Consider the following 20,669-nt stretch of genomic DNA (forward strand, 5'->3'; position numbering starts at 1 on the left):
TTCGAGAAAGTTCCTGGTAGGGGGGGTGGCCGGTTGCTGGAGCGGTGCTGGACGGTCCCGCAAACCGCTCGCAACCCATTCGGTTTGCCGAAAACGTGCAGCTGGCGACGTATTTCGCGGGTTCGAAGGCCTGGCGGGCGCGGTCGCGGAGGCAGGGTGCGCGGGGCGCCGCACGCGCGTCTACGGCATCCGAAATCATGCGCTGACCTGGGGGGTGGGTTCGCAATCGGCGGACGTCGTGGGTACGGTCGCTGAGACTGCCGGGTTACCGGCAGGAGTTGATGCAATGAACGATGAGACGGAGGAACCGTGGCCCTTCCCCAGCTGACTGACGAGCAGCGCGCCGCTGCTTTGGAGAAGGCGGCTGCCGCTCGCCGCGCTCGGGCGGAGCTCAAGGAGCGCTTGAAGCGTGGCGGCACCAACCTGAAGCAGGTGCTCACCGACGCCGAATCCGACGAGATCCTCGGCAAGATGAAGGTGTCGGCGCTGCTGGAGGCCCTGCCGAAGGTGGGCAAGGTCAAGGCAGCGGAAATCATGAGCGAGCTGGAGATCGCCCCCACCCGGCGGCTGCGCGGACTGGGCGATCGGCAGCGCAAGGCGCTGTTGGCCCGGTTCGATTTCGACGCCTGACAACGAGGGTGGTCGAACACACGCAGAAGGGTCGGCTGGTTGTACTGGTCGGCCCCTCGGCCGTGGGCAAGTCCACCGTGGTCCGTTGCGTCCGCGAGCGGCTGCCCCACCTGGTCTTCAGCGTGTCGGCAACGACCCGGGCCCCCCGGCCCGGGGAGGTCGACGGCCTCGACTACCGGTTCGTCTCCCGCGCGGAGTTCGACGCGATGATCGCGGCGGACGAACTGCTCGAGTGGGCGGACATTCACGGCGGGCTGCAGCGTTCGGGCACCCCGGCCGGTCCGGTGCGCGCCGCCTTGGCGGAGGGCCTTCCGGTGCTGGTCGAGGTGGATCTCGAGGGCGCCCGCTCGGTGCGCCGGGCGATCCCCGAGGCGATTCTGGTGTTTCTCGCCCCACCGAGCTGGGACGAGCTGGTGGCCAGACTACGGTCGCGTGGCACCGAATCGCCCGAGGCCATCGAGCGGCGGCTGGAGACAGCGAGGACCGAATTGGCGGCTTGTGACGAGTTCGACATCGTCATCGTGAACGACGAGGTGACCAGTGCCTGCGAGCAGTTGGTATCGTTGTTCGTTAGCACAAATTCGAGTTCGTGACCCCCACCTGCGCATGAGCGATCAGAGCCCGGAGGGCCCTTCGCTCGTGCGACATCCCGATACCAGCAGGAGCCTCCCTAGTGAGCAGTACGGACACCACCACCGCGCCCGCCTATGACACGCCGGTCGGCCTCACCAACCCGCCGATCGACGAGCTGCTGGAGCGCACCTCGTCCAAGTACGCCCTGGTGATCTACGCGGCCAAGCGGGCCCGTCAGATCAACGACTACTACAACCAGCTCGGCGACGGCATTCTGGAGTATGTCGGTCCGCTGGTCGAGCCCGGTCTGCAGGAGAAGCCGCTGTCGGTCGCGCTCCGGGAAATCCATTCCGACTTGCTCGAGCACTCCGAAGGCGAGTGAGGCGAACCGAGTTCGCAGTGACCACAACTAAGCCGGAGGCGTAGTGACCACACGGATCGTTGTCGGCGTCGGCGGAGGGATCGCCGCCTACAAGTCATGCGCACTGGTCCGACGGTTCACCGAGACCGGACATCAGGTTCGGGTGATCCCCACCGAGTCGGCGTTGCAGTTCGTCGGCAAGGCGACCTTCGAGGCGCTGTCCGGGAACCCGGTGCACACCGGCGTGTTCTCGGACGTGCCCGAAGTCCCGCACGTTCGGCTGGGCCAGGAGGCGGACCTCGTGGTCATCGCGCCGGCTACCGCCGACCTCATGGCGCGCGCGGCGTCCGGCCGTGCGGACGACCTGCTCACCGCCACGTTGCTGACGGCCCGATGTCCGATCCTGTTCGCGCCCGCGATGCACACCGAAATGTGGGAGCACCCGGCTACCGTCGCCAATGTCGCGACGCTGCGCGCGCACGGCGCGATCGTCATGGAGCCCGCGGCGGGCAGACTCACCGGCACCGATACCGGCCCGGGGCGGCTTCCCGAACCCGAGGAGATCTTCGGTCTCGCCGCACTGCTGATGGAACGCGCCGACGCGATCCCGCGTGATCTGGAGGGCCGCAGAATCGTGATCACGGCCGGCGGCACCAGGGAGCCGCTGGATCCGGTGCGTTTCCTCGGCAACCGCAGCTCCGGTAAGCAGGGCTACGCGCTCGCCCGAGTGGCGGCCCAGCGTGGCGCCCAAGTGACGTTGATCGCGGGCAACACGATCGAGATGGCCGCTCCCGCGGCCGTCGACCTGGTGCACATCACCACCGCTGAGCAGTTGAAGATCGCTGTCGACAAGCACGCGGTCGATGCCGACGCGGTCATCATGGCCGCGGCCGTCGCCGATTTCCGGCCGACCAACGTCGCCGCCGCCAAGATCAAGAAGGGCGCGGGCGAACCCGACGTCATCAAGCTGACCAAGACCGACGACATCCTCGCCGGGTTGGTGCAGGCCAGGCGTGATGGTCAGCTGCGCGGGACCGCGATCGTCGGCTTCGCCGCGGAGACGGGTGACGAGCACGGCGACGTCCTCACCTATGCGCGAGCCAAGCTCGCCCGGAAGGGGTGCGATCTGCTGGTGGTCAACGCGGTCGGCGAGGGCAAGGCGTTCGAGGTGGACACGAACGACGGCTGGCTGCTCGGCGCGGATGGCACCGAGCAGGCGCTCGACCACGGCTCGAAGGCGTTGCTCGCCAGTCGGGTGCTCGACGCGCTGGGTGCGTTGTTGCGCTGAGTCGCCTGCGTCCGGGCCACGATGGCCGATCGGAGGCGGTGCAGTCCGTTTGTCCGTATCCGCCGAGTCGTCATTTGTTCGGCTGTCTGGGATGGCTGTGTGGCCGAGGACCCGCCGCGTCGGCGGTTTGGAATAGTCTGAGATGTAAGGGTTGCGTCGTAGTGGCATCGCGTTACTGTCGCAACCCGATACGAGTAACCCGTTGAGGGAGAGGGAAGAACTGTGCGCACGTCCGGCAGTCGGCTTTTCACCAGTGAGTCCGTGACCGAAGGTCATCCGGACAAAATCTGTGATGCCATCAGCGATTCCATCCTCGACGCGTTGCTGGCGGAAGATCCGCGCAGCCGGGTCGCGGTGGAAACCCTGGTGACGACCGGTCAGGTCCACGTCGCAGGTGAGGTCACCACATCGGCTTATGCGGATATTCCACGCATTGTCCGGGAGAAAGTCCTGGAAATCGGATACGACTCGTCCGCAAAGGGTTTCGACGGAAATTCTTGCGGTGTGAATATTGCGATCGGTGCGCAGTCGCCGGATATCGCGCAGGGTGTCGACACCTCGCACGAGGCGCGTGTCGGGGGTTCCGACGACGAGATCGAGCGGCAGGGTGCCGGCGACCAGGGCCTGATGTTCGGGTACGCCACTACCGACACCCCCGAGTTGATGCCGCTGCCGATCGCGTTGGCGCACCGGTTGTCGCGTCGGCTCACCGAGGTGCGCAAGTCCGGGATGCTGCCGTACCTGCGGCCGGACGGCAAGACCCAGGTCACCATCGAATACGACGGAGATCGTCCGGTTCGACTGGATACGGTGGTCATCTCCACCCAGCACGCCGCCGACATCGACCTCGACAACCTGCTCGCGCCCGATATTCGGGAGAAGGTGGTCGACGCGGTCCTGGCCGACCTGGAATTGCCCTCGCTGGACACCTCCAACGTCCGCCTGCTGGTCAACCCGACCGGAAAGTTCGTGCTCGGTGGTCCCATGGGCGACGCGGGTCTGACCGGCCGCAAGATCATCGTGGACACCTATGGCGGCATGGCCCGCCACGGCGGCGGTGCGTTCTCCGGCAAGGACCCGTCGAAGGTGGACCGCTCCGCGGCCTACGCCATGCGCTGGGTCGCCAAGAACGTGGTCGCGGCGGAGTTGGCCGAGCGTGTCGAGGTCCAGGTGGCCTACGCGATCGGCAAGGCCGCACCGGTCGGTCTGTTCGTCGAGACCTTCGGTACCGAGAAGGTCGATCCGGCGCGGATCTCCACGGCGATCACCGAGGTGTTCGATCTGCGCCCCGGCGCGATCATCCGCGACCTGGACCTGCTACGGCCGATCTACGCGCCGACCGCCGCGTACGGCCACTTCGGTCGCACCGACGTCGACCTGCCCTGGGAGCACACCGACCGCGCAGACAAGCTGCGCGCGGCCATCGGCTTCTAACCCGACCGGGTCCGAGTGAACGAACCCGCGGCGGACGCCCTCGCCACTCCAGGGGACCGTCCGTCCGCGGGCCCCGCGGCCGTTGCGCGCCCGATCGCTCGGGTGCTCCCACTGCTGTCACCGGCACATCTCGACCGCGACTTCGACTATCTGGTACCCCCCGAGCTGGATGAACTCGCCCAGCCCGGGGTCAGGGTGCGCGTTCGCTTCGCAGGCCGCCTCGTCGACGGTTACCTGCTCGCGCGGCTCGCGCACAGTGATCACGACGGCAAGCTGGTCAAGCTGGAACGAGTTGTCTCGGCCGAGCGGGTCTTGACACCCGACATCCTGACGTTGGCTACCGCGGTCGCCACGCGATACGCGGGCACCCGTGCCGACGTACTTCGTCTGGCCATCCCACCCCGACATGCCCGCACCGAGTCCGGCGGTACGAAGAAGGTCGCGAATTCGCCGGTTCCGCAGCGGGACTCTTCTGCCCATCCTGATCTCGATGATCCAGATGCGACGCCGCGGCCCGATTCGGAGCCTGTGACGAGCATGTCCGACGCGGTGTCAGGGTCTTCCGCGCGGACGCCCGCGTTGTCGAATCCCGAACTGGCCGCATCCGGTACGGCTGCCGATGTGCCGGCGGGGGCCGATGCCGTCTCGGCATCGGTTGTCGGATCTGTGGTATTCGACACAAGCGCTGATTCACAAGTCGTTCCCGAGGCATCGGCCGCCGGGGTGCCCGATGGCGCTGACGCGGGGAACGCGCGGCCCACCTCTACCTCCGTTGTCGATCCGGCAGCCTGGGGGCGGTATGTCCACGGTGTCGCATTCCTCGCCGCGCTGGGCGAGGGGAAGGGGCCGCGGGCGGCATGGCAGACATTGCCGGGGGAGGACTGGCCGCGTCGGTTGGCGGAGTTGGCGGCGGTGGTCGTCGAGCGCGGGCGTAGCGCGATCCTGATGGTGCCGGACCAGCGGGATCTGGACCGAGTGTTGGTGGAATGTGTTCGACTGCTGGGGGATTCGGCGGTGGGTTTGGCCGCCGGATTGGGGCCTGCCGCGCGGTATCGACGGTGGCTCGCGGTATTGCGCGGGTCCGCCCGGGTGGTGGTCGGAACGCGTAGTGCGGTGTTCGCCCCCGCAGGTGATCTCGGGTTGATCGCGATCTGGGACGACGGGGACGACACCTATGCCGAGCTGCGGGCGCCGTATCCGCACGCGCGGGAGGTGGCGATGCTGCGCGCGCATGAGACCGGTGCGGCGTTCGTCGCGGCCGGTTTCGCGCGGACCGCGGAGATCCAGGCGGTGGTCGATTCCGGTTGGGCACATGACCTGGTGGCTGACCGGGCGGTCGTGCGCACGGCGGCGCCGCGGATCAGTGCGCCTGGGGATAGTGACATCGCGATGGAACGCGATCCGGTCGCCCGCGCCGTCCGCATCCCCGCAGTGGCGTTCGCGGCCGCCCGTGCGGCGCTGAAGGAGGGGGCGCCGGTCTTGGTGCAGGTGCCGCGACGCGGGTATATCCCGTCGCTGGCCTGCGCGAAATGCCGAACACCCGCTCGGTGCAGACACTGCAACGGACCGCTCGCTCTGCCGGAAGGTCGCGCGCAGCGCACCCCATCGCTCGCCGAGGCGCACAGTCCCAGTTGTCGTTGGTGCGGCATCACCGATGCCGCGTTCCGCTGTGCGGCCTGCGGTTCGCGAGCGTTGCGCGCGGTGGTGATCGGCGCTGCCCGCACCGCCGAGGAGCTCGGTCGCGCGTTTCCCGGCGTGCCGATTCGGGGTTCGAGCGGTGGCGCGATGCTGGACGTGGTGGAACCAGGCCCGCAGGTGGTGGTTTCCACTGTCGGCGCCGAACCTGTGGCACCGGGTGGCTACGGTGTCGCGCTGCTGCTCGACGGTTGGGCGCTGCTCGGCCGCGCCGACCTGCGCGCCGCCGAGGACGCGCTACGGCGCTGGATGTCGGCCGCCGCGTTGGTCCGCGCCCACGGCCAGGTCATCGTCATGGCCGAACCGTCGATCCCCACCGTGCAGGCCCTGGTGCGCTGGGACCCCGTCGGGCATGCCCGCGCCGAGGTCGCCGCCCGCGCCGAGGTCGGATTCCCCCCAGCCGTCCGGATGGCCGCGATCGATGGCGCGTCCGATGCCGTCGCCGAACTGCTATCCTTCGCAACCCTGCCGGAGGGCGTGGACATCCTCGGTCCGGTTCCACTTCCGGAAGGTGCGCGCAAACCGTTCTCCGGTGATTCCCCCGCCGAAGTCGAACGCATACTGCTGCGTGTCCAGCGCGGCTCCGGTGCCGCACTGGCCCGCATCCTCGCCGCCGCCCAAGCCGTCCGCAGCACGCACCGCTCGGACGCACCCCTACGTGTCCAGATAGATCCGGTCGACATCGGGTGAACGGCGATAGTCCGTGGGAACGGAACGGTGGACTTATCGGAAGGCGCCGATGTTTCGTCGTGCCCACTCCGCGAACGCGCGGGGCTCGCGGCCGAGCACCTTCTCGACATCGGGGCTGATCCGCTGCTCGGCGGCGTGGGGCACACCGAGGATGGCCAGGGTGGTCTCGACGACAGGCTCGGGCATGAACTGCAGCATCTGTGCGCGCGCCTGGGTGCCGGTCTGCTCGACGAATTCGATCGGCTCGCCGAGTGCCTCGCCGATCGCGGCGGCCCGCTGTCGTGGCGTGCTGAGGGCAGGCCCGGTCAATTCGTAACTCTGTGCGGAATGCTCGTCGTCTCGTAGGGCTGCGGCGGCAACCTCGGCGATGTCCGACGGATCGATGACGGGCAACCCGATGTCGCCGAACGGTGCGGCGACGGTCCGATGGGCACGCACCGACTCGACCCAGGCGAACGCGTTGGACGCGAACCCGCTCGGTCGCAGGATCGTCCATTCCATGCCCGACTCCCGCACCGCGTCCTCGAACGATCGTCCCAGATTCCCGTGTGAACCCGACTGTGGCCGAGTGACGACTCCTTGCGATGACAGCTGCACGATCCGTTGGGCGCCACCCCTTCTGGCGAGTTCGAGGATCGTCCGCGGATCCAATAGATGCGCACTCGCGCCGGTGTCGTGCAGAAACACTGCGTCGGCTCCGGCGAACGCGGGGGCGAGGGTGTCGGGTCGGGTCAGGTCGGCGCGCTGGTGGCGCACGCCGTCGGGCAGTGCGATGCCCTCGCTCGCGCGGGACACCGCGACTACCCGTTCTCCTGCTTCGGCGAGGGTCTGCACAAGGCTGCGTCCGACATTGCCGGTGGCGCCGGTTACTACGATCACGATTGCTCCCAAGTTAGTTGGCTGACTAAAACGTAGCCGACGTTTGACGAACTGTCTATATTTAGTTGTATGACTAACTCAGCCGGCGTGACATCGAAGGCGGGCAAGCGGGAGCGGTTGGCCGCCGCGGCGGCTCAGGTGTTTCACGAACAGGGCGTCGAGAAGACCACGATCGCCGACATCGCCCGGTCTGCCGGGGTTCCGGTGGGCAACGTGTACTACTACTTCAAAACGAAGGATCAGCTGGTGCAGGCCGCGCTCGGCGCGCATGCGCGGAGTCTGCGGGATCTGATCGATGCGCTGGAGCGGCACGACGCGCCGCGGGATCGACTCAAGGCGCTGGTGCGTGGTTGGGTCGATCAGCGGGAGGTGGCCGCGCAGTCCGGGTGCCCCACCGGGACGTTGGCTGCGGAGTTGGGTAAGCGCGGCGACGGGCTGGACCGAGAAGTGGCAGCTGGCATGCGTGAGTTGATCGACTGGGTCGAGCGGCAATTCGCGGCCATGGATCGCGGCGACGCCGCCGAGCTCGCGGTCGCGTTGATCGCGTCGTATCAGGGGATCTCGTTGCTCACCAATGCCTTCCACGACCCCGAACTCATGGTTGTCGAAGGGCGTCGGCTGGAGCGCTGGATCGACTCGCTGGCGGGTTGAACCCAGGCGCACGCACGCTCGTTGCTTTCGATGCATTGTCGATATATCGTCGATAATATGAATCGAATACATGAGCCGTGGGAGGCCGACATGGAACACAGAGAACATCGAGCTTTCGGCCGGCATGGTCGCAGGCCGCTGCCGGGTGTGGAGGGATTGGAGTCGCAACGGCGATTCCGCCGCGGTGGACGCCACGGGTTCGGGCCGGAGTTCGGGCCGGGCTTCGGGCCTGGTTTCGGCCCGCAGTTCGGGCGTGGTCGCGGTCGCGGTGGTCGGGGCCGACGCGGCGACGTCCGTGCCGCCGTGCTGTTGCTGCTGGCCGAGCGGCCGATGCACGGCTATGAGCTCATCCAGCAGATCCGCGAGCGCAGCGACGACATCTGGCGGCCGAGCCCTGGGTCGGTCTATCCGGCGCTCGCGCAGCTGGAGGACGAGGGGTTCGTGCTGATCGAGAAGGTCGCGGGACGCAAGACCGCGAAACTGACCGAGACGGGCGTCGAGTACGTCACCGCCCACCGGGACGAGCTGGGCGATCCGTGGGCGGAGGTCCAGCAGGACGTCGGCGCACAGGCGATCGACCTACGCGGGCTGGTGGGGCAGCTGATGGGCGCGGTCGCACAGGTTGCCGCCGCCGGTACTCCGGAGCAGGCCGCGCGGGCGGCTCAACTGCTCACCGAGACCCGCAAGTCCCTCTACCGGATCCTCGCCGAGGACGAGACCCCGGAAAAGTAGAGATATGAAACACCCCCTGAGGGCGAGCTTTTCGCGCCGATCGGGTAGATCATGGTCGAATGGGACAGCCGCGGGGTTGGTGGAGCTTCGGTTATGCGCAGTTGGGTAGCGTCGTACTGGCGTGCGTGCTTGCCGGAGCCGCGGCGCTCGGCCCCGGCGCGGCGTCCGCCGAACCGCTCGGCGTCCGCCCGCCGGAGGTGCCGACCCAATCCGCTCCGCCGCAGCAGGACCACTTGCTCGCCGCGCAGTACCTCAAGGCCCATCCGAATGCGGCGCCGATGGGCACCAACAACTTCGACTGCGTGCCGAGTGCAAGCCATCCCCGCCCGGTGGTGCTCGCGCACGGAACCGACTCGGCGGCCTACTCCGACTGGTCGGCCATCGCGCCGCGGCTGAACGCGGCCGGATTCTGTGTGTTCGCGCTCAACTACGGCGGCAAACCGGGTGCGCAGACCTACGGCACCGAAGATCTGGTGCTGAGCTCCTACCAGGTCGGCGCTTTCGTCGACCAGGTGCTCGCGGCGACCGGTGCGAGCAAGGTCGATCTGGTGGGATTCTCACAGGGCGCCACTGTGACCCGCTACTACGCCAACAAGCTCGGCGGCGCGTCCAAGGTCGGGCAGTGGGTAGGCATCGCCTCGCCCAGCTATGGCGGCGTCATGTACGGGCTGGTGCCGATAGCCGAGTCGATCCCCGGCGCGTTGCAGGCATTCGCCCAGGTGACCTCGCTCGCCGCGGTTCAGCAGGCCGAGGGGTCGCCGATCCTCGTCGACCTGAACGCGGAGGGCGACACAGTGCCGGGTGTGCGCTATGTCACGATCGGTAGCCGGGTCGACGAGATGATCCAACCGTTCGACAACATCGCGCTGCGCGGCCCGGGTGCGCAGAACATCGTCCTGCAGGATCTGTGCCCGTCCGATCTGACCGGGCACTTTCACATGGTCTACGACCTGTTCGTGCAGGAGTTGCTGCTGACGGTCCTCGATCCGAACAGCCCGGCTCCGGTGTGCAGGCCGGTGCCACTGGGCACCGGAATCCCCGAAGTGATCATCGCCGGGCATTCCTGAGTCGGCCGGGCCGGCGAAGTGCGTGACACTCCGCGCAGTCGCCTTGTTCGCGGTCGGCTGTCCTCACGCCGGCGCAGCCATCGCTCGGTGGCAGCGCTGCTGCACCTCGTCGGCTTCGGCGTGTCGGCCGGTGCGGCCGAGGTCGGCGATGCGGACCGAGGATTCGACGACCAGTCGGCAGCGTTCCAGCCGTCGCTGAGTGAAAGCACTCAATGCCTGCTCGATGTCGGTCGCGGCAGCCACTTCCTCGGCGAGCAGAACGCCGTCCTCGATGGCCAGAGCGGCGCCACTGACCAACTGTGGGGAGGGCGCATGCGCGGCATCACCGATGATCACGGTGCGGCCGCGGTGCCACGGACCCTCGACCATGACCACGTGCACCGGACGCCGCACGACGACCGACGAATCGGTGATGAGTTCACGGACTTCGGCAACTCGCCCGCCGAAGGGAGCCAGCAGCTCGCGCATGCTCTCGGCCAGGGTGTTCTCCGCTATCGGCGTAGGGTCCGCTCGGTTCTCGGTGAGGAATACGTATGCTCGGTCGTCCGCGATCGGGACGAGCCCGGCGTTGCTTTCGGTGCCCGCGAACGTGTGCAGTGACGTCGCCCAGCTCGGGCGAGGTATGAGAGCCCGCCAGACCATCTGTCCGATATAGCGCGGACCGCTGGGGATGTCGAGCAAGGACCGCACCCGGGAATGGACCCCGTCGGCGCCGATGACGAGATCGGCGAAGCGCTCACTGCCGTCGCTGAGGGTGGCCCGGACGGTTTCTCCGTCGTCGTGCAACCCGTCGATCGTGCGGTCGTAACCGATCACGACGCCGGCCGCCAGCGCACCCTCACGCAGGATGTCGTACAGGGCTGGGCGGCTGAGCCCGATCTGGCTGGGACGATTCGGGCCGAGCAGTGGCGGCAACGGGATGACGTGACGGACTTCGCCGTCCGAGTCGCAGTTGCTGATCGCCGTGATTCCGTAGCCCGCGGTCACGCATGTGTCGGCGAGGGCGAGGGCATCGAGAGCTCGCAGACTGGGCCCGGTGAGGCTGAGTCCCCAGCCGGCGATCGCGTGGCTGGGCTGGATATCGATGACCTCGACGGTGACGCCACGTCGCGCGAGCGCGATCGCGAGGGTAAGGCCGCCGATGCCTGCGCCGATCAGCAGGGCACGGCGAGGGGAAGACGACGAACTCACAGCAGCTCCAAACGCTGTCGATGGGGAAGGGGAGAGGTCGCTCGCCCGGCGATGCCGGACCGTCCACCGCCTTGGCAACGACGGATCCGATGGCGGTGGCAGAGCGCGACCACGCGGCGCCCCCACTCATCCGGGTGCGGGCACCGCATACTTCGCGAGTATCCGGTCAATCCGCCCTGCGTGCTTCCAGGATGCTGTCGGGCGTCGCGGTGGGGATTATGCGGACCAACTCGAATCCCGCGGCCGAGAGAAGCTCGCGGAATTCCCGTTCGGTTCGCTCGCGGCCACCGGCGCTGACCATCATCTCCAGATCGAGGAAATTGCCTCGGTGCGGCCGATTGTCTTCGGGGAGAACTACCTCCATCAACAGAAGTTGTGCTGATCCGGTCATTGCGCGGTGCACGGTGCGCAAAATCTTCTCCGCGTCACTGTCGACCCAGTCGTGCACGATGTGTTTGAGGAGATAAGCGTCACCGCCCTCGGGAACTGTATCGAAGAAGGAACCGGCAACGACGGTGCACCGATCCGGTGCCTGCACGTCAGCGACGATTTCGGGCAGATCGAACAGAACGCCACGGGTTTCGGGTGCGCGGGCGAGAATCTCGGCGAGCATTCGGCCTCGTCCGCCGCCGATATCGACGATCGTTCCGAAGCGGCCGAAGTCGCCGGCGGCAAGCATCGGTTCCAGCATCAACTCCGAGATACTCGTCATGGCGCCGTCGAAGACGGCGCCGAATTCGCGGTCTTTGCGGACGTAATCGAAGAACGGCAGTCCGTCCATGCCCTCCGGGATGACCACGGTCCCGGTACGCACCGCGCTGCTCAGATATGACCAATACTGGCGATGCTGGGGAGAGCCGATGAACAGGGCGAAATCGCGCATCGACACCGGCGCGTCCGCGCGGAGGGGCTCGGCGAGCGGTGTCAGACCGTAGGTTCCGTCCGGGTGCTGGGTGAAAATGCCCTGGGTGATCAGCCAACGAAGCAGTCGCCGCAGGTAGTCGGGATCGGCGTCGATGTCTGCCGCCAGATCCGCGAGCTGACGCGGACCCGTGGCCAACGCATCGGCGATGCCGAGTTGAGCGGCAGCACAGACAGCCTGTGCGGTAGAGGCGGCGGCGATCATCTCGAACAAGGCCAGCGGCGGCGGCGACAGCTTGCGGTTCAGCGCCGTCAACGCGGTCCGAATCCGCTCCACGACACGGATCACTGGCAGTGGTGGAACTTTGTTCTTGCGTGCAGCCATCCGGATATTGTGCGGTACTCAGCCGGTTTCGGCAGGCCGAGGGTGCACTATGCGGCAGCCCTTGACCACCCCGAGTTCGTCGCGGACCCCGATCGGTGGGTCCGGAGCAACGCGCGAGGGGGCGCGAGCGACTACGGATCCCCTCCGAATCGAGGCGACGCTCAGTTCCAGTTGTCGATTTTGACATCGTGTGGATCGGGAGCGCCTTTCCCGGTTTCGAACAGCGACTTCAGACTCAACAGAAAGACCGCCCATTTGGTGCTGCAGTGGTGCATGAATTCCACCGGCTCTTTCCAACCCTTGTGATTGAACCGAACAATGGTGTAATCGTCGACCTGGTCGAGGTCCCAGGCCACCTGCGTGCCGATCCATTCTTCAGGTCCGTCGACCACCTTCCACAGCACGTGCTTGTCCGGGGTGAGCTCCACCACCTTCATGTCGAATCCACCGGCCCCGAAACGGAATTGGAGCACGCGACCGAGAGAGCTGCCGTCGCCCCGGGTGTCCGTCGTCCACCAGCCGGCGAGCCCGTCGACAGTTGTCAAGGCTGTGTAGACCTCGGCCGCCGAAGTTTTGATTCCGACTCTGTGCAGGATGTCGACCATTTTCTATCCTTCTTCCGGTGTTTGTTCTCGTTTGAATTTCATCGAAGGTCACCAGTAGCGAGTGGGTTGGGATCGTCGACTGTGCCGTCGGGACAACACCTGCGGAACGAGAACAATCGCGGCGGCTCTGCGTTCACCACAGTGATCGCGACGACCTCGGCCCCGATCGCCCCAGACGAACTCACCTACCACGCCGGGAGTCGCTTCGAACCCGGCGTCGTCGGTCGACCATTCCGAGATGTGCGCCGGGCTGCTGACGACCTCGAAGGCCACCTCGGGCGAGGCGTCGACGTGGATCTCTCGTTCGATGCTGCGGTACTCCATACGCCGCCCCGCTCAAATATGCAACGTTTGGTTGCGCATCACGCTAGTCGACGATGCGCTCTTACACGACCATTGGTTGCCTATCGTCGGCCTCGAATTCAGTCGTATCCTGTGCCTGTAGCGCCGCCGATCACTTGTCGGACAAAACGCGACAACATGGTGGTGGCCGTCCAGCCATCAGCGGCCGCACCGAATGACCTCGTCCCGCCACAGGCTTCGAAATCCGCCGGGTGGGCTTGCCGCTGACGTGCGTTTCGGTGGCAAGCCCGCTACGGGTGGCGTCGGTGTCCGGATCGTCGGACACGGCGGTTCTTCTCAGAACAAATTCAATGGCGGTGACTTGGGGAAGACCACCGGAAGCGCAGCCAGCGCCCGATGGAACGGACCCGGCCGCCAGATCAATTCCTCGGATGGGACAGCAAGGCGCATCTCCGGCAGTGCATCGAGCAACTGGTCGATCGCTTCCTGCGCAATCAGCGATCCCAACGGCTTGGCCGGACACGCGTGCGGACCAAGGCTCCATGCCAAATGTGAACGGTTGCCGAGGAATTCGCCACCCGATAGCGCGGGGTCGTTGTTGCACGCGGACAAGCTGATGACCACCGGCTGGTGTGCGGGCAGCCAGGTGTCGCCGACCAGGATCGGCTGCCGTGGATAGCTGGTGGCGTAGTTCGCCACCGGTGGGTCGGTGAACAAGACCTCGTCGAGCGCGTCGCGCGTCGACTGACTGCCACCCAGTACATCAGCCGCGAATCGGTCGTCGGTGAGAATCAGCAGCAGCGTATTGACGATCAAGTTCTGCTGCGGTTCCAGCGCGGCGCCGTACATGCTGATGACGTTGACCAGTATCTCCTCCTCGCTGAGGTTGTTCGGGTGCTGCACGAACCTGGTGACCATGTCGTCGCCCGGTTCCACGCGTTTCTGAACGACCAGTTCCAGCAACGCCTCACTGAGCATCTTCATACCCAAATCGGCGTTGTCGTCGATGGCGTTGAAGAGGTGCGCCATGCCGACCGCGACCCGCTGGCCCAACTCTGGTGAACAACCCAGCATCTCGTTCAACCCCGCGAAAACGAGGGGGAACGCGTATTGACTGAGCAAGTCGGCTTCGCCGGCCTCGCAGAAGGTGTTGATCAGCTGGGTGGCCGTCTTCTCGACCGCGGCGTGCCGGCCGTACAGATCGACGCCGTCGATCGCCGCCACGTTGGCCACCCGGTATCGAGCGTGCAGCGCCCCGGCGTTACGCGCCACGCCCGGATACCACCGCATCATCGGCTTGACCGGGCAGCTGTCGGGGATTGATTCTTGCCACACCCGCGGATCGGCTGGGAAATGTTCGGGGTCGTGCAGGATCCGCACAGCCTCGCGGTACCCGATCACCAAGGTGGCCGGAACGCCGGGTGACAGCTCCACCGGCACGAAAGGGCCGTAACGGCTGCGCATCTCGCGATACGCGCGATGTGGGTCCGCCGCGTATTCCGGGGTGTACAGCGCGATGCGGGGGCCGTCGGTATCGCCCGACGATCCGATGGGGGCGTTCAAATGCATGACTCCTGACGCGAATGAAACAGGAACTCGACGAGGTTGATCGGGATTGCACGTCCGTGCGCCGAGATCACGTGCGTCCGAAAGGGGGGCGAAGAAGCACGCGGCGTGGAATCGAGCGTTCCGTAGAATGCATTACGGTCACCGAACTGGTTCAATAGTTAACGAATACACACCCCCCACGTTCTCGAAAAGCTGAGCACCTCATCGGTTTGCTCGAGCTGCCGAAGGTCGACCACCATCGCCGCACCGAGCGGGCCGCTCGGCAATGCGCGGCGACCGTGATTTCAGCGAATCATCGTGTCGCACATCGACAGAGCTCCTTCGATCGCAGGCCGAGTGGACCAAGCCAGAAAGTATCCCATCGAAGTAAACCTTCGCCGACGAACGAGAAGAATTTCAGGCGCGCGATCTGATCGCCTCCCGCGGGACGCCGGCACGGTGTCGGGGTCGATTCGAGGCGCGTTCGACGCGCCGGGGAGTGCCGTCTCGCCGGCGCGGCAGGCAGCGAGTTCCGACTTGTGGTGTGGCGTCGTCGCCACGGCGTCGGCAACCCCGTCGTGAACGGCAAGGGCGTGTCGTGAATCGGCGAGGTAGCCTGCTCACAGGGCACTGACCTGGTCGTTTTCGGGCGGCCGGGCGGAGGGCTCGGCACCCCGCCCGGACCGCATTGGAGTTTTACCAGTTTCCGGCCGGCGAATCCTGGATTTTCGGTTGTCTCACTAGAATGAGTCGACCGTGTTCATCCGCTTCCGGGAGCCAGCCGTGACCATTCAGCCCGTTCGCCTGTTCGGCGATCCCATCCTGCGTGCCCGCGCCACGGAGGTCACCACGTTCGACCGGGACCTGCGGCAGTTGGTGACCGACTTGACCGAGACCATGTACGACGACGGCGGAGTCGGGATGGCCGCGCCGCAGATCGGCGTCGGGCTGCGCGTGTTCGTCTACGACACCGGCGACGCCGCCGGACACCTGGTGAACCCCCACTGGGAGGTCGTCGGCGACGAGGAACAGGTCGGTCCGGAGGGTTGCCTGTCGATACCCGGCGTGCGGTACGACACGCGGCGCGCGCTGCGGGTGCGCGCGTCCGGCGTGGACCTGGACGGGACGCCGATCGGGTTCGAGGCCGAGGGGCTGCTCGCGCGGTGTGTGCAGCACGAGACCGATCATCTCGACGGGGTGCTGTTCATCGATCGACTCGACCCGGCCCAGCGCAAGGAAGCGATGCGGACCATCCGCGAATCCGACTGGTTCGCTGCCGGATTGACGGTGCGCCCGGCGCGGTCGATGAGCGGAACAGGTCAGGCCGCCGCTCCGTTCGGGCGGGGCCGCTGATGCGCATTGTTTTCGCGGGAACCCCGGAACCTGCGGTGCCGTCACTGCGCCGCTTCCTGGAGTCGTCGCGCCACGAGGTGGTCGCCGTGCTCACCCGGCCGGACGCGGTGGCTGGGCGAGGACGCAAGGTGACCAGATCGCCGATCGGCCGGCTCGCCGATGAGCACGGTATCCCGGTGCTGACGCCGCGGCGTCCGTCCGAACCGGAATTCATCACGCAGCTGACCGCATTGGCGCCGGACTGCTGTCCCGTTGTCGCCTACGGCGCGTTGCTGCCGCAGCCGGTGCTCGACATCCCACGGTTCGGCTGGATCAATCTGCACTTCTCGCTGCTGCCCGCTTGGCGCGGGGCCGCGCCGGTGCAGGCGGCGATCGACGCGGGCGACGAGATCACCGGCGCGTCGACCTTCCAGATCGAAGCCGGATTGGATACCGGGCCGGTGTTCGGCACGGTCACCGAGAAGATTTCCGTCATCGACACCGCTGGCTCGCTGCTGGCGCGCCTCGCCGACAGCGGCGCCCGGCTGCTCGAGGCGACCCTGGACGGTGTGGAAGACGACACGCTACAGGCGGTCCCGCAATCCACCGACGGCGTCTCGTACGCGCAGAAGGTCGTGGCCGAAGCCGGGCACGTCCGATGGGATCAGCCCGCGCTGGCCATCAGCAGGCGGATCCGCGCGGTCACCCCCGCACCGGGCGCCTGGACCGAGGTCGACGGCTCCCGGTTGAAACTCGGCCCGGTGGAGCTGGTCGAGGAGGTGTTGCCGGAGCGGGCGATCGAGGTCCGCAAGAGTGGCGTCTTCGTCGGTACCGCGACCACTGCCGTGCGGCTGGATCAGGTTCAGCCGCAGGGTAAGCGCATGATGGCTGCCCTCGACTGGGCTCGGGGTGCGCGCTTGCGGCTCGGGGCGGTGGTCGAGTGAACCCGGGCGGCGGTCGGCGCGACGAGGACAGCGCCCGCGGCGGTCGGCGGGACGACCGGCGTAACGCCGCAGCTGATCGGACGTCGCCGCAGACGAATCGGTCCGGCCGCACCCGCCGAGCGCGTGCGGAGGGCGCGCCGACGACCGGCGCGCAGCAGCGGAATTCGCCCGAGAGCGACCGACGTCCCAACCGTGCGACATCGCATCGGAATGGCGCGCCGGCCGGTGCCGGGCAGGCCCGCGCGGCCGATCAGCGTTCCGGCGGCGGCAAGGGCGAAGGACGCGGGCGCCACCATGACGAACGGCGCGAATCTACGAGGCAGCCAGGGACGGCGAGTCGAGCGGAACGCTCCGCGGACCAGCGCAAGGCGCGTCCTGCCGCCGCGAAAAGCGATGCGCGCCAAGGTGCCCGGGGCGCAGGTCGGGTGTCGCGTGCCGAGCATGCCGAGTTGCCACGGTCGGTCGCCAGGGATGTGCTGCGCGCGGTGCGCGGGCGGGATGCCTATGCCAATCTCGTTCTGCCCACACTGCTGCGGGAACGCGGGTTGTCCGGCCGGGACGCGGCCTTGGCGACCGAACTCGCCTATGGCGCGTGTCGGTCGCTCGGGTTGCTCGACGCCGTGATCGCGGCGGGCGCAGGCCGGCCGATCGAGGAGATCGACGGGCCGCTGCTGGACGTGCTGCGACTCGGCGTCTACCAGCTGCTGCGCACCAGGATCGGGGCACACGCCGCCGTCGATACCTCGGTGGCGTTGGCCCGTGCCGAATTCGGTACGGGCAAGGCCGGTTTCGTGAACGCCGTACTGCGTCGAGCGGGCGAGCGAACCACCGAGCAATGGGTCGATGCGCTCGCACCCGAGGACCCGGTGGGCCGGTCGGCCTTCGAATACGCACATCCGGCGTGGATCGCGCAGGCGTTCGCCGACGCGCTCGGCGCGCGGGCGGGAGAACTCCGTGCGGTGCTCGCCGCCGACGACGCCCGACCGCTCGTGCATCTGGTGGCCAGGCCCGGTGACATCACCGCGGAGGAACTCGCGCTGGTGACCGGTGGTGCGGAAGGTCGGTGGTCGCCGTACGCGGTGTACCTCGACGGAGGCGATCCCGGCAAGCTCGAGCCGGTGCGCGAGGGCATGGCAGCGGTGCAGGACGAAGGTAGCCAGCTGGTCGCGCTCGCACTGACGCGGGCTGTGCTCGACGGCCAGGACAACGGCCGCTGGCTGGATCTCTGCGCGGGACCGGGCGGCAAGGCCGCGTTACTCGGAGCGATCGCCGCGATCGACGGCTTCCGGGTCGACGCCGTCGAGCCCGCCGAGCATCGGGCCGAACTGGTCCGCAAGGCGGTGCGCGACCTCCCGGTCGACGTCCACGTCGCAGACGGTCGTGCCAGTGGGCTGTCGCCCGGCTACGATCGCATCCTGGTGGACGCCCCGTGCACGGGTCTGGGCGCGCTGCGCCGCAGGCCGGAGGCGCGCTGGCGGCGCACCCCGGCCGATGTCCGCGATCTGGTCGTGCTGCAGCGCGAACTACTCGCCGCCGCCTGGGCTCTGCTGCGTCCGGGCGGGGTTGTCGTGTACTCGACCTGTTCGCCGCACCTGGCCGAAACGGTGTCGATCGTCGCGGATGCCGTGCGTCGTCTGGGGGCCGAGCAGATCGACACCCGCGACCTGCTGCCTGGCGTCACCGATGTCGGCGACGGCCCCGGAGCGCAGCTGTGGCCGCACCGGCACGGCACCGACGCGATGTTCCTGGCCGCGCTCCGCAAGCCGCGCTGACCGCGGCGGATTCCCGGCGTCCAAGTGTGGGCGTTCGGTCCCGTCGCACACTCAGGGCATGACGATGACCTCACTGGACGTAGTGGCGCTGGCGACCGAACTCCCGGGTGTGGAGGAATCGACCTGGTGGCGTAGCCCGGCGTCGAAGGTCGGCGGCAAGGGGTCCACCCGGTAGCGCACGCCGGAGGAGGGCTGGTCCTGACTTGTGACCGTCCGGGGAAGCGGCGTCGCTGGCTACTGGCGATCCGCGTTCTACACCGCGCCGCACTATGACGGCTACGCCGCGGTCCTTGTCGACCTGGATCGCGTCGCCCCCGACCAGCTGCGCGAATTGCTCTACGACGCCCGGTGGCTCACCGCTGTGGCGAAGGTGCGCACCCTGCGAGACGGCGGGCCGCACGGAGCGCCGTCATTCTCGGCTGGACTGCTCGCGCAGGCGGGCAAGGGTTTTCGCCAGGATGCGTGACACGTGCATCTGCGAGATCCCCATCTGCTGTGCGATCTGGGTCTGCGTCATCGATTCGAAGAACCGCATGGTGAGGATGCGCCGTTCCCGCTCGGGCAACCCGGCCAACAGCGGACGAATCGCGACATACTCCTCGACCCGGTCGAATTGGGACTCCTCCTCGCCGAGGGTATCCAGCAGGGATGCCTCGGTGTCGCGGCCGAGCGCGGCCGCGTCGATCGAGCTGGGCTGGTAGGCATTGCCCGCGATGACGGCCTGAGTGACCTCGTCCGGGTCCACGTCCAGCTCCGCGGCGATCTCCTTCGCGGTCGGCGAACGGCCGAGGGTTTGGGAGAGAGCGTCGATCGCCGCTCCGATGCGAAGGTGGGTCTCCTTGACTCGCCGCGGCACGCGCATCGCCCAGGTGTTGTCGCGGAAGTATCGGCGGACCTCGCCCATGATGGTCGGGACCGCGAAGGACAGGAAGTTCGAGCCGCGCGCGACGTCGAAGCGGTCCACCGCATGCACCAAGCCGACCCTGGCCACTTGAGTGAGGTCGTCGAACGGCTCGCCGCGTCCGCTGAACTTGCGTGCGATGTGGTCGGCGAGCGGGATGCAGCGGCCGATCAGTTCCGCACGCAGTGCGGTGTGTTGTGCTGTGCCCGGCTCGCTCGCGGCGAGCTGGGCGAACAGCAGTCCGACATCGTCGTACCCGGTGACCGCGGCTGCGGCTTCGAGGGTTTCGCTCTCTTCGACGTCCTCCTCGGTGGCCGGGGTGTCGACGTCGCCGTCCTCGGTGGTCAGCGTGTCGGCGTCATCGTCTCGTTGGGAGTCGAACATGGTCTCCTCGTCCGCCACTACGCTTTCCCCCGGACCCGACGGAACTCGACCGTCGTCGGATATCCGGAAACCGTCGCATCGAACGAATCCTGTGTGGCGTCCACCGAGTCGGTGAGGGTGCGCAGCACATGCCAGCCGAAGCTGCGCTGGTCGGGCAGTCCCGGTTTCTCCGCGATCCCGTCGACCCGGACGAGTAGCTCGGTCTCACCGACGGTGAACCGGCAGTGCAGACTTGTCTCCGGCGCCGCGACCGCGATCAGGGTCGAGCAGACCTCGTCGACAGCCAGCCGGATGTCGGCCACCTCGTCCAGCGTGAAATCGCTGAGTAGGACGAGGGTTTCGGCGAGCCCACGCACGATGGGCAGCTGTGTCACCGATGCAGCTACCCGAATTTCCACCGGGGTGCTGTAGAGCCCCTGTTCCGCCGAAATATTGATCACCCT

The 20,669-nt window shown here is 67.3% G+C and carries 21 protein-coding genes; 13 read left to right on the forward strand and 8 right to left on the reverse strand.

Features of this window, described 5'->3' with window-relative positions; genetic code table 11:
• The first annotated feature begins 309 nt into the window (after positions 1–309).
• The 6 genes from mihF (at position 310) to AB0B25_RS05965 (ending at position 6,671) form a co-directional block, all read left to right on the forward strand.
• A complete protein-coding gene (gene mihF / locus AB0B25_RS05940; protein ID WP_014986450.1) occupies positions 310–630 on the forward strand; it encodes an integration host factor, actinobacterial type in 321 nt (106 codons plus the stop codon).
• Positions 631–638: 8 nt separating this feature from the next.
• Positions 639–1,223, forward strand: a complete 585-nt coding sequence (gmk, locus tag AB0B25_RS05945; RefSeq protein WP_357175348.1) for a guanylate kinase — start codon at positions 639–641, stop codon at positions 1,221–1,223.
• Positions 1,224–1,303: 80 nt separating this feature from the next.
• Positions 1,304–1,585 (forward strand): DNA-directed RNA polymerase subunit omega, encoded by a 282-nt coding sequence (rpoZ, locus tag AB0B25_RS05950; RefSeq protein WP_357067712.1) that lies wholly within the window; start codon positions 1,304–1,306, stop codon positions 1,583–1,585.
• 43 nt (positions 1,586–1,628) lie between these two features.
• Positions 1,629–2,852: a bifunctional phosphopantothenoylcysteine decarboxylase/phosphopantothenate--cysteine ligase CoaBC gene (coaBC, locus tag AB0B25_RS05955; RefSeq protein ID WP_357175351.1), complete on the forward strand. Its 1,224-nt coding sequence runs from the start codon at positions 1,629–1,631 to the stop codon at positions 2,850–2,852.
• Positions 2,853–3,074: 222 nt separating this feature from the next.
• The gene (gene metK / locus AB0B25_RS05960; RefSeq protein WP_357175354.1) at positions 3,075–4,286 is read left to right on the forward strand and encodes a methionine adenosyltransferase; all 1,212 of its coding nucleotides are present in this window, start codon (positions 3,075–3,077) and stop codon (positions 4,284–4,286) included.
• Between the two features lie 93 nt (positions 4,287–4,379).
• Entirely contained in the window at positions 4,380–6,671 is a 2,292-nt protein-coding gene (locus AB0B25_RS05965; protein ID WP_357175758.1) for a primosomal protein N', read from the forward strand.
• Positions 6,672–6,704: 33 nt separating this feature from the next.
• Here the strand turns inward: AB0B25_RS05965 and AB0B25_RS05970 are convergent, their stop codons facing one another.
• Positions 6,705–7,550, reverse strand: coding sequence for an NAD(P)H-binding protein (locus tag AB0B25_RS05970; RefSeq protein ID WP_357175357.1), 846 nt, complete (start codon positions 7,548–7,550; stop codon positions 6,705–6,707).
• Between the two features lie 69 nt (positions 7,551–7,619).
• Here AB0B25_RS05970 and AB0B25_RS05975 point away from each other — a divergent pair, with 69 nt between their 5' ends.
• From AB0B25_RS05975 to AB0B25_RS05985, 3 genes are all read left to right on the forward strand, one after another.
• Positions 7,620–8,201, forward strand: a complete 582-nt coding sequence (locus AB0B25_RS05975) for a TetR/AcrR family transcriptional regulator (protein ID WP_357175360.1) — start codon at positions 7,620–7,622, stop codon at positions 8,199–8,201.
• A 90-nt stretch (positions 8,202–8,291) separates the two neighbouring features.
• Positions 8,292–8,933 carry a PadR family transcriptional regulator gene (locus AB0B25_RS05980; RefSeq protein WP_357175363.1) on the forward strand — a complete coding sequence of 214 codons (642 nt, stop codon included), beginning with the start codon at positions 8,292–8,294 and terminating at the stop codon, positions 8,931–8,933.
• Between the two features lie 59 nt (positions 8,934–8,992).
• On the forward strand, positions 8,993–10,000 hold the full coding sequence (locus AB0B25_RS05985) for an alpha/beta fold hydrolase (protein ID WP_357175366.1): 1,008 nt from the start codon (positions 8,993–8,995) through the stop codon (positions 9,998–10,000).
• A 63-nt stretch (positions 10,001–10,063) separates the two neighbouring features.
• Here the strand turns inward: AB0B25_RS05985 and AB0B25_RS05990 are convergent, their stop codons facing one another.
• The 5 genes from AB0B25_RS05990 to AB0B25_RS06010 form a co-directional block, all read right to left on the reverse strand.
• The gene (locus tag AB0B25_RS05990) at positions 10,064–11,191 is read right to left on the reverse strand and encodes an FAD-dependent monooxygenase (protein ID WP_357175369.1); all 1,128 of its coding nucleotides are present in this window, start codon (positions 11,189–11,191) and stop codon (positions 10,064–10,066) included.
• Positions 11,192–11,357: 166 nt separating this feature from the next.
• A complete protein-coding gene (locus tag AB0B25_RS05995; protein WP_357175372.1) occupies positions 11,358–12,437 on the reverse strand; it encodes a methyltransferase in 1,080 nt (359 codons plus the stop codon).
• A gap of 161 nt (positions 12,438–12,598) precedes the next feature.
• Entirely contained in the window at positions 12,599–13,042 is a 444-nt protein-coding gene (locus tag AB0B25_RS06000) for an SRPBCC domain-containing protein (RefSeq protein WP_357175375.1), read from the reverse strand.
• A gap of 48 nt (positions 13,043–13,090) precedes the next feature.
• Entirely contained in the window at positions 13,091–13,366 is a 276-nt protein-coding gene (locus AB0B25_RS06005; protein ID WP_357175377.1) for a hypothetical protein, read from the reverse strand.
• Between the two features lie 315 nt (positions 13,367–13,681).
• The gene (locus AB0B25_RS06010; protein ID WP_357175379.1) at positions 13,682–14,908 is read right to left on the reverse strand and encodes a cytochrome P450; all 1,227 of its coding nucleotides are present in this window, start codon (positions 14,906–14,908) and stop codon (positions 13,682–13,684) included.
• Between the two features lie 768 nt (positions 14,909–15,676).
• Between AB0B25_RS06010 and def the strand changes: the two genes are divergently transcribed.
• The 4 genes from def (at position 15,677) to AB0B25_RS06030 (ending at position 19,407) form a co-directional block, all read left to right on the forward strand.
• On the forward strand, positions 15,677–16,246 hold the full coding sequence (gene def, locus AB0B25_RS06015; protein WP_357175382.1) for a peptide deformylase: 570 nt from the start codon (positions 15,677–15,679) through the stop codon (positions 16,244–16,246).
• Positions 16,246–17,169 carry a methionyl-tRNA formyltransferase gene (gene fmt, locus AB0B25_RS06020; protein WP_357175385.1) on the forward strand — a complete coding sequence of 308 codons (924 nt, stop codon included), beginning with the start codon at positions 16,246–16,248 and terminating at the stop codon, positions 17,167–17,169. Before def ends, fmt begins: the two co-directional genes overlap by 1 nt.
• Before the next feature lie 425 nt (positions 17,170–17,594).
• Complete coding sequence (locus tag AB0B25_RS06025; protein ID WP_357175388.1) at positions 17,595–18,941, forward strand: transcription antitermination factor NusB; 1,347 nt, start codon at positions 17,595–17,597, stop codon at positions 18,939–18,941.
• Between the two features lie 205 nt (positions 18,942–19,146).
• Complete coding sequence (locus tag AB0B25_RS06030; protein WP_357175391.1) at positions 19,147–19,407, forward strand: hypothetical protein; 261 nt, start codon at positions 19,147–19,149, stop codon at positions 19,405–19,407.
• On the opposite strand, the gene AB0B25_RS06035 is transcribed toward AB0B25_RS06030, so the two are convergent.
• Together AB0B25_RS06035 and AB0B25_RS06040 are read right to left on the reverse strand one after the other, a co-directional pair.
• A complete protein-coding gene (locus tag AB0B25_RS06035) occupies positions 19,351–20,244 on the reverse strand; it encodes an RNA polymerase sigma factor SigF (protein WP_357175394.1) in 894 nt (297 codons plus the stop codon). The two genes, AB0B25_RS06030 and AB0B25_RS06035, sit on opposite strands and share 57 nt — an antisense overlap.
• Positions 20,244–20,666, reverse strand: coding sequence for an anti-sigma factor (locus AB0B25_RS06040; protein WP_357175397.1), 423 nt, complete (start codon positions 20,664–20,666; stop codon positions 20,244–20,246). Before AB0B25_RS06040 ends, AB0B25_RS06035 begins: the two co-directional genes overlap by 1 nt.
• Positions 20,667–20,669 lie beyond the last annotated feature (3 nt).

The sequence above is a fragment of the Nocardia sp. NPDC049190 genome, from assembly GCF_040648115.1.
In the GTDB taxonomy this organism is placed as follows: Bacteria; Actinomycetota; Actinomycetes; order Mycobacteriales; family Mycobacteriaceae; genus Nocardia.

Coding starts and splice junctions, on each gene's coding strand:
- AB0B25_RS05975 (WP_357175360.1), top strand. CDS start 7,620: ATGACTAACTCAGCCGGCGTGACATCGAAGGCGGGCAAGCGGGAGCGG.
- AB0B25_RS05980 (WP_357175363.1), top strand. CDS start 8,292: ATGGAACACAGAGAACATCGAGCTTTCGGCCGGCATGGTCGCAGGCCG.
- AB0B25_RS05985 (WP_357175366.1), top strand. CDS start 8,993: ATGGGACAGCCGCGGGGTTGGTGGAGCTTCGGTTATGCGCAGTTGGGT.
- AB0B25_RS05995 (WP_357175372.1), bottom strand. CDS start 12,437: ATGGCTGCACGCAAGAACAAAGTTCCACCACTGCCAGTGATCCGTGTC.
- AB0B25_RS06000 (WP_357175375.1), bottom strand. CDS start 13,042: ATGGTCGACATCCTGCACAGAGTCGGAATCAAAACTTCGGCGGCCGAG.
- AB0B25_RS06005 (WP_357175377.1), bottom strand. CDS start 13,366: ATGGAGTACCGCAGCATCGAACGAGAGATCCACGTCGACGCCTCGCCC.
- fmt (WP_357175385.1), top strand. CDS start 16,246: ATGCGCATTGTTTTCGCGGGAACCCCGGAACCTGCGGTGCCGTCACTG.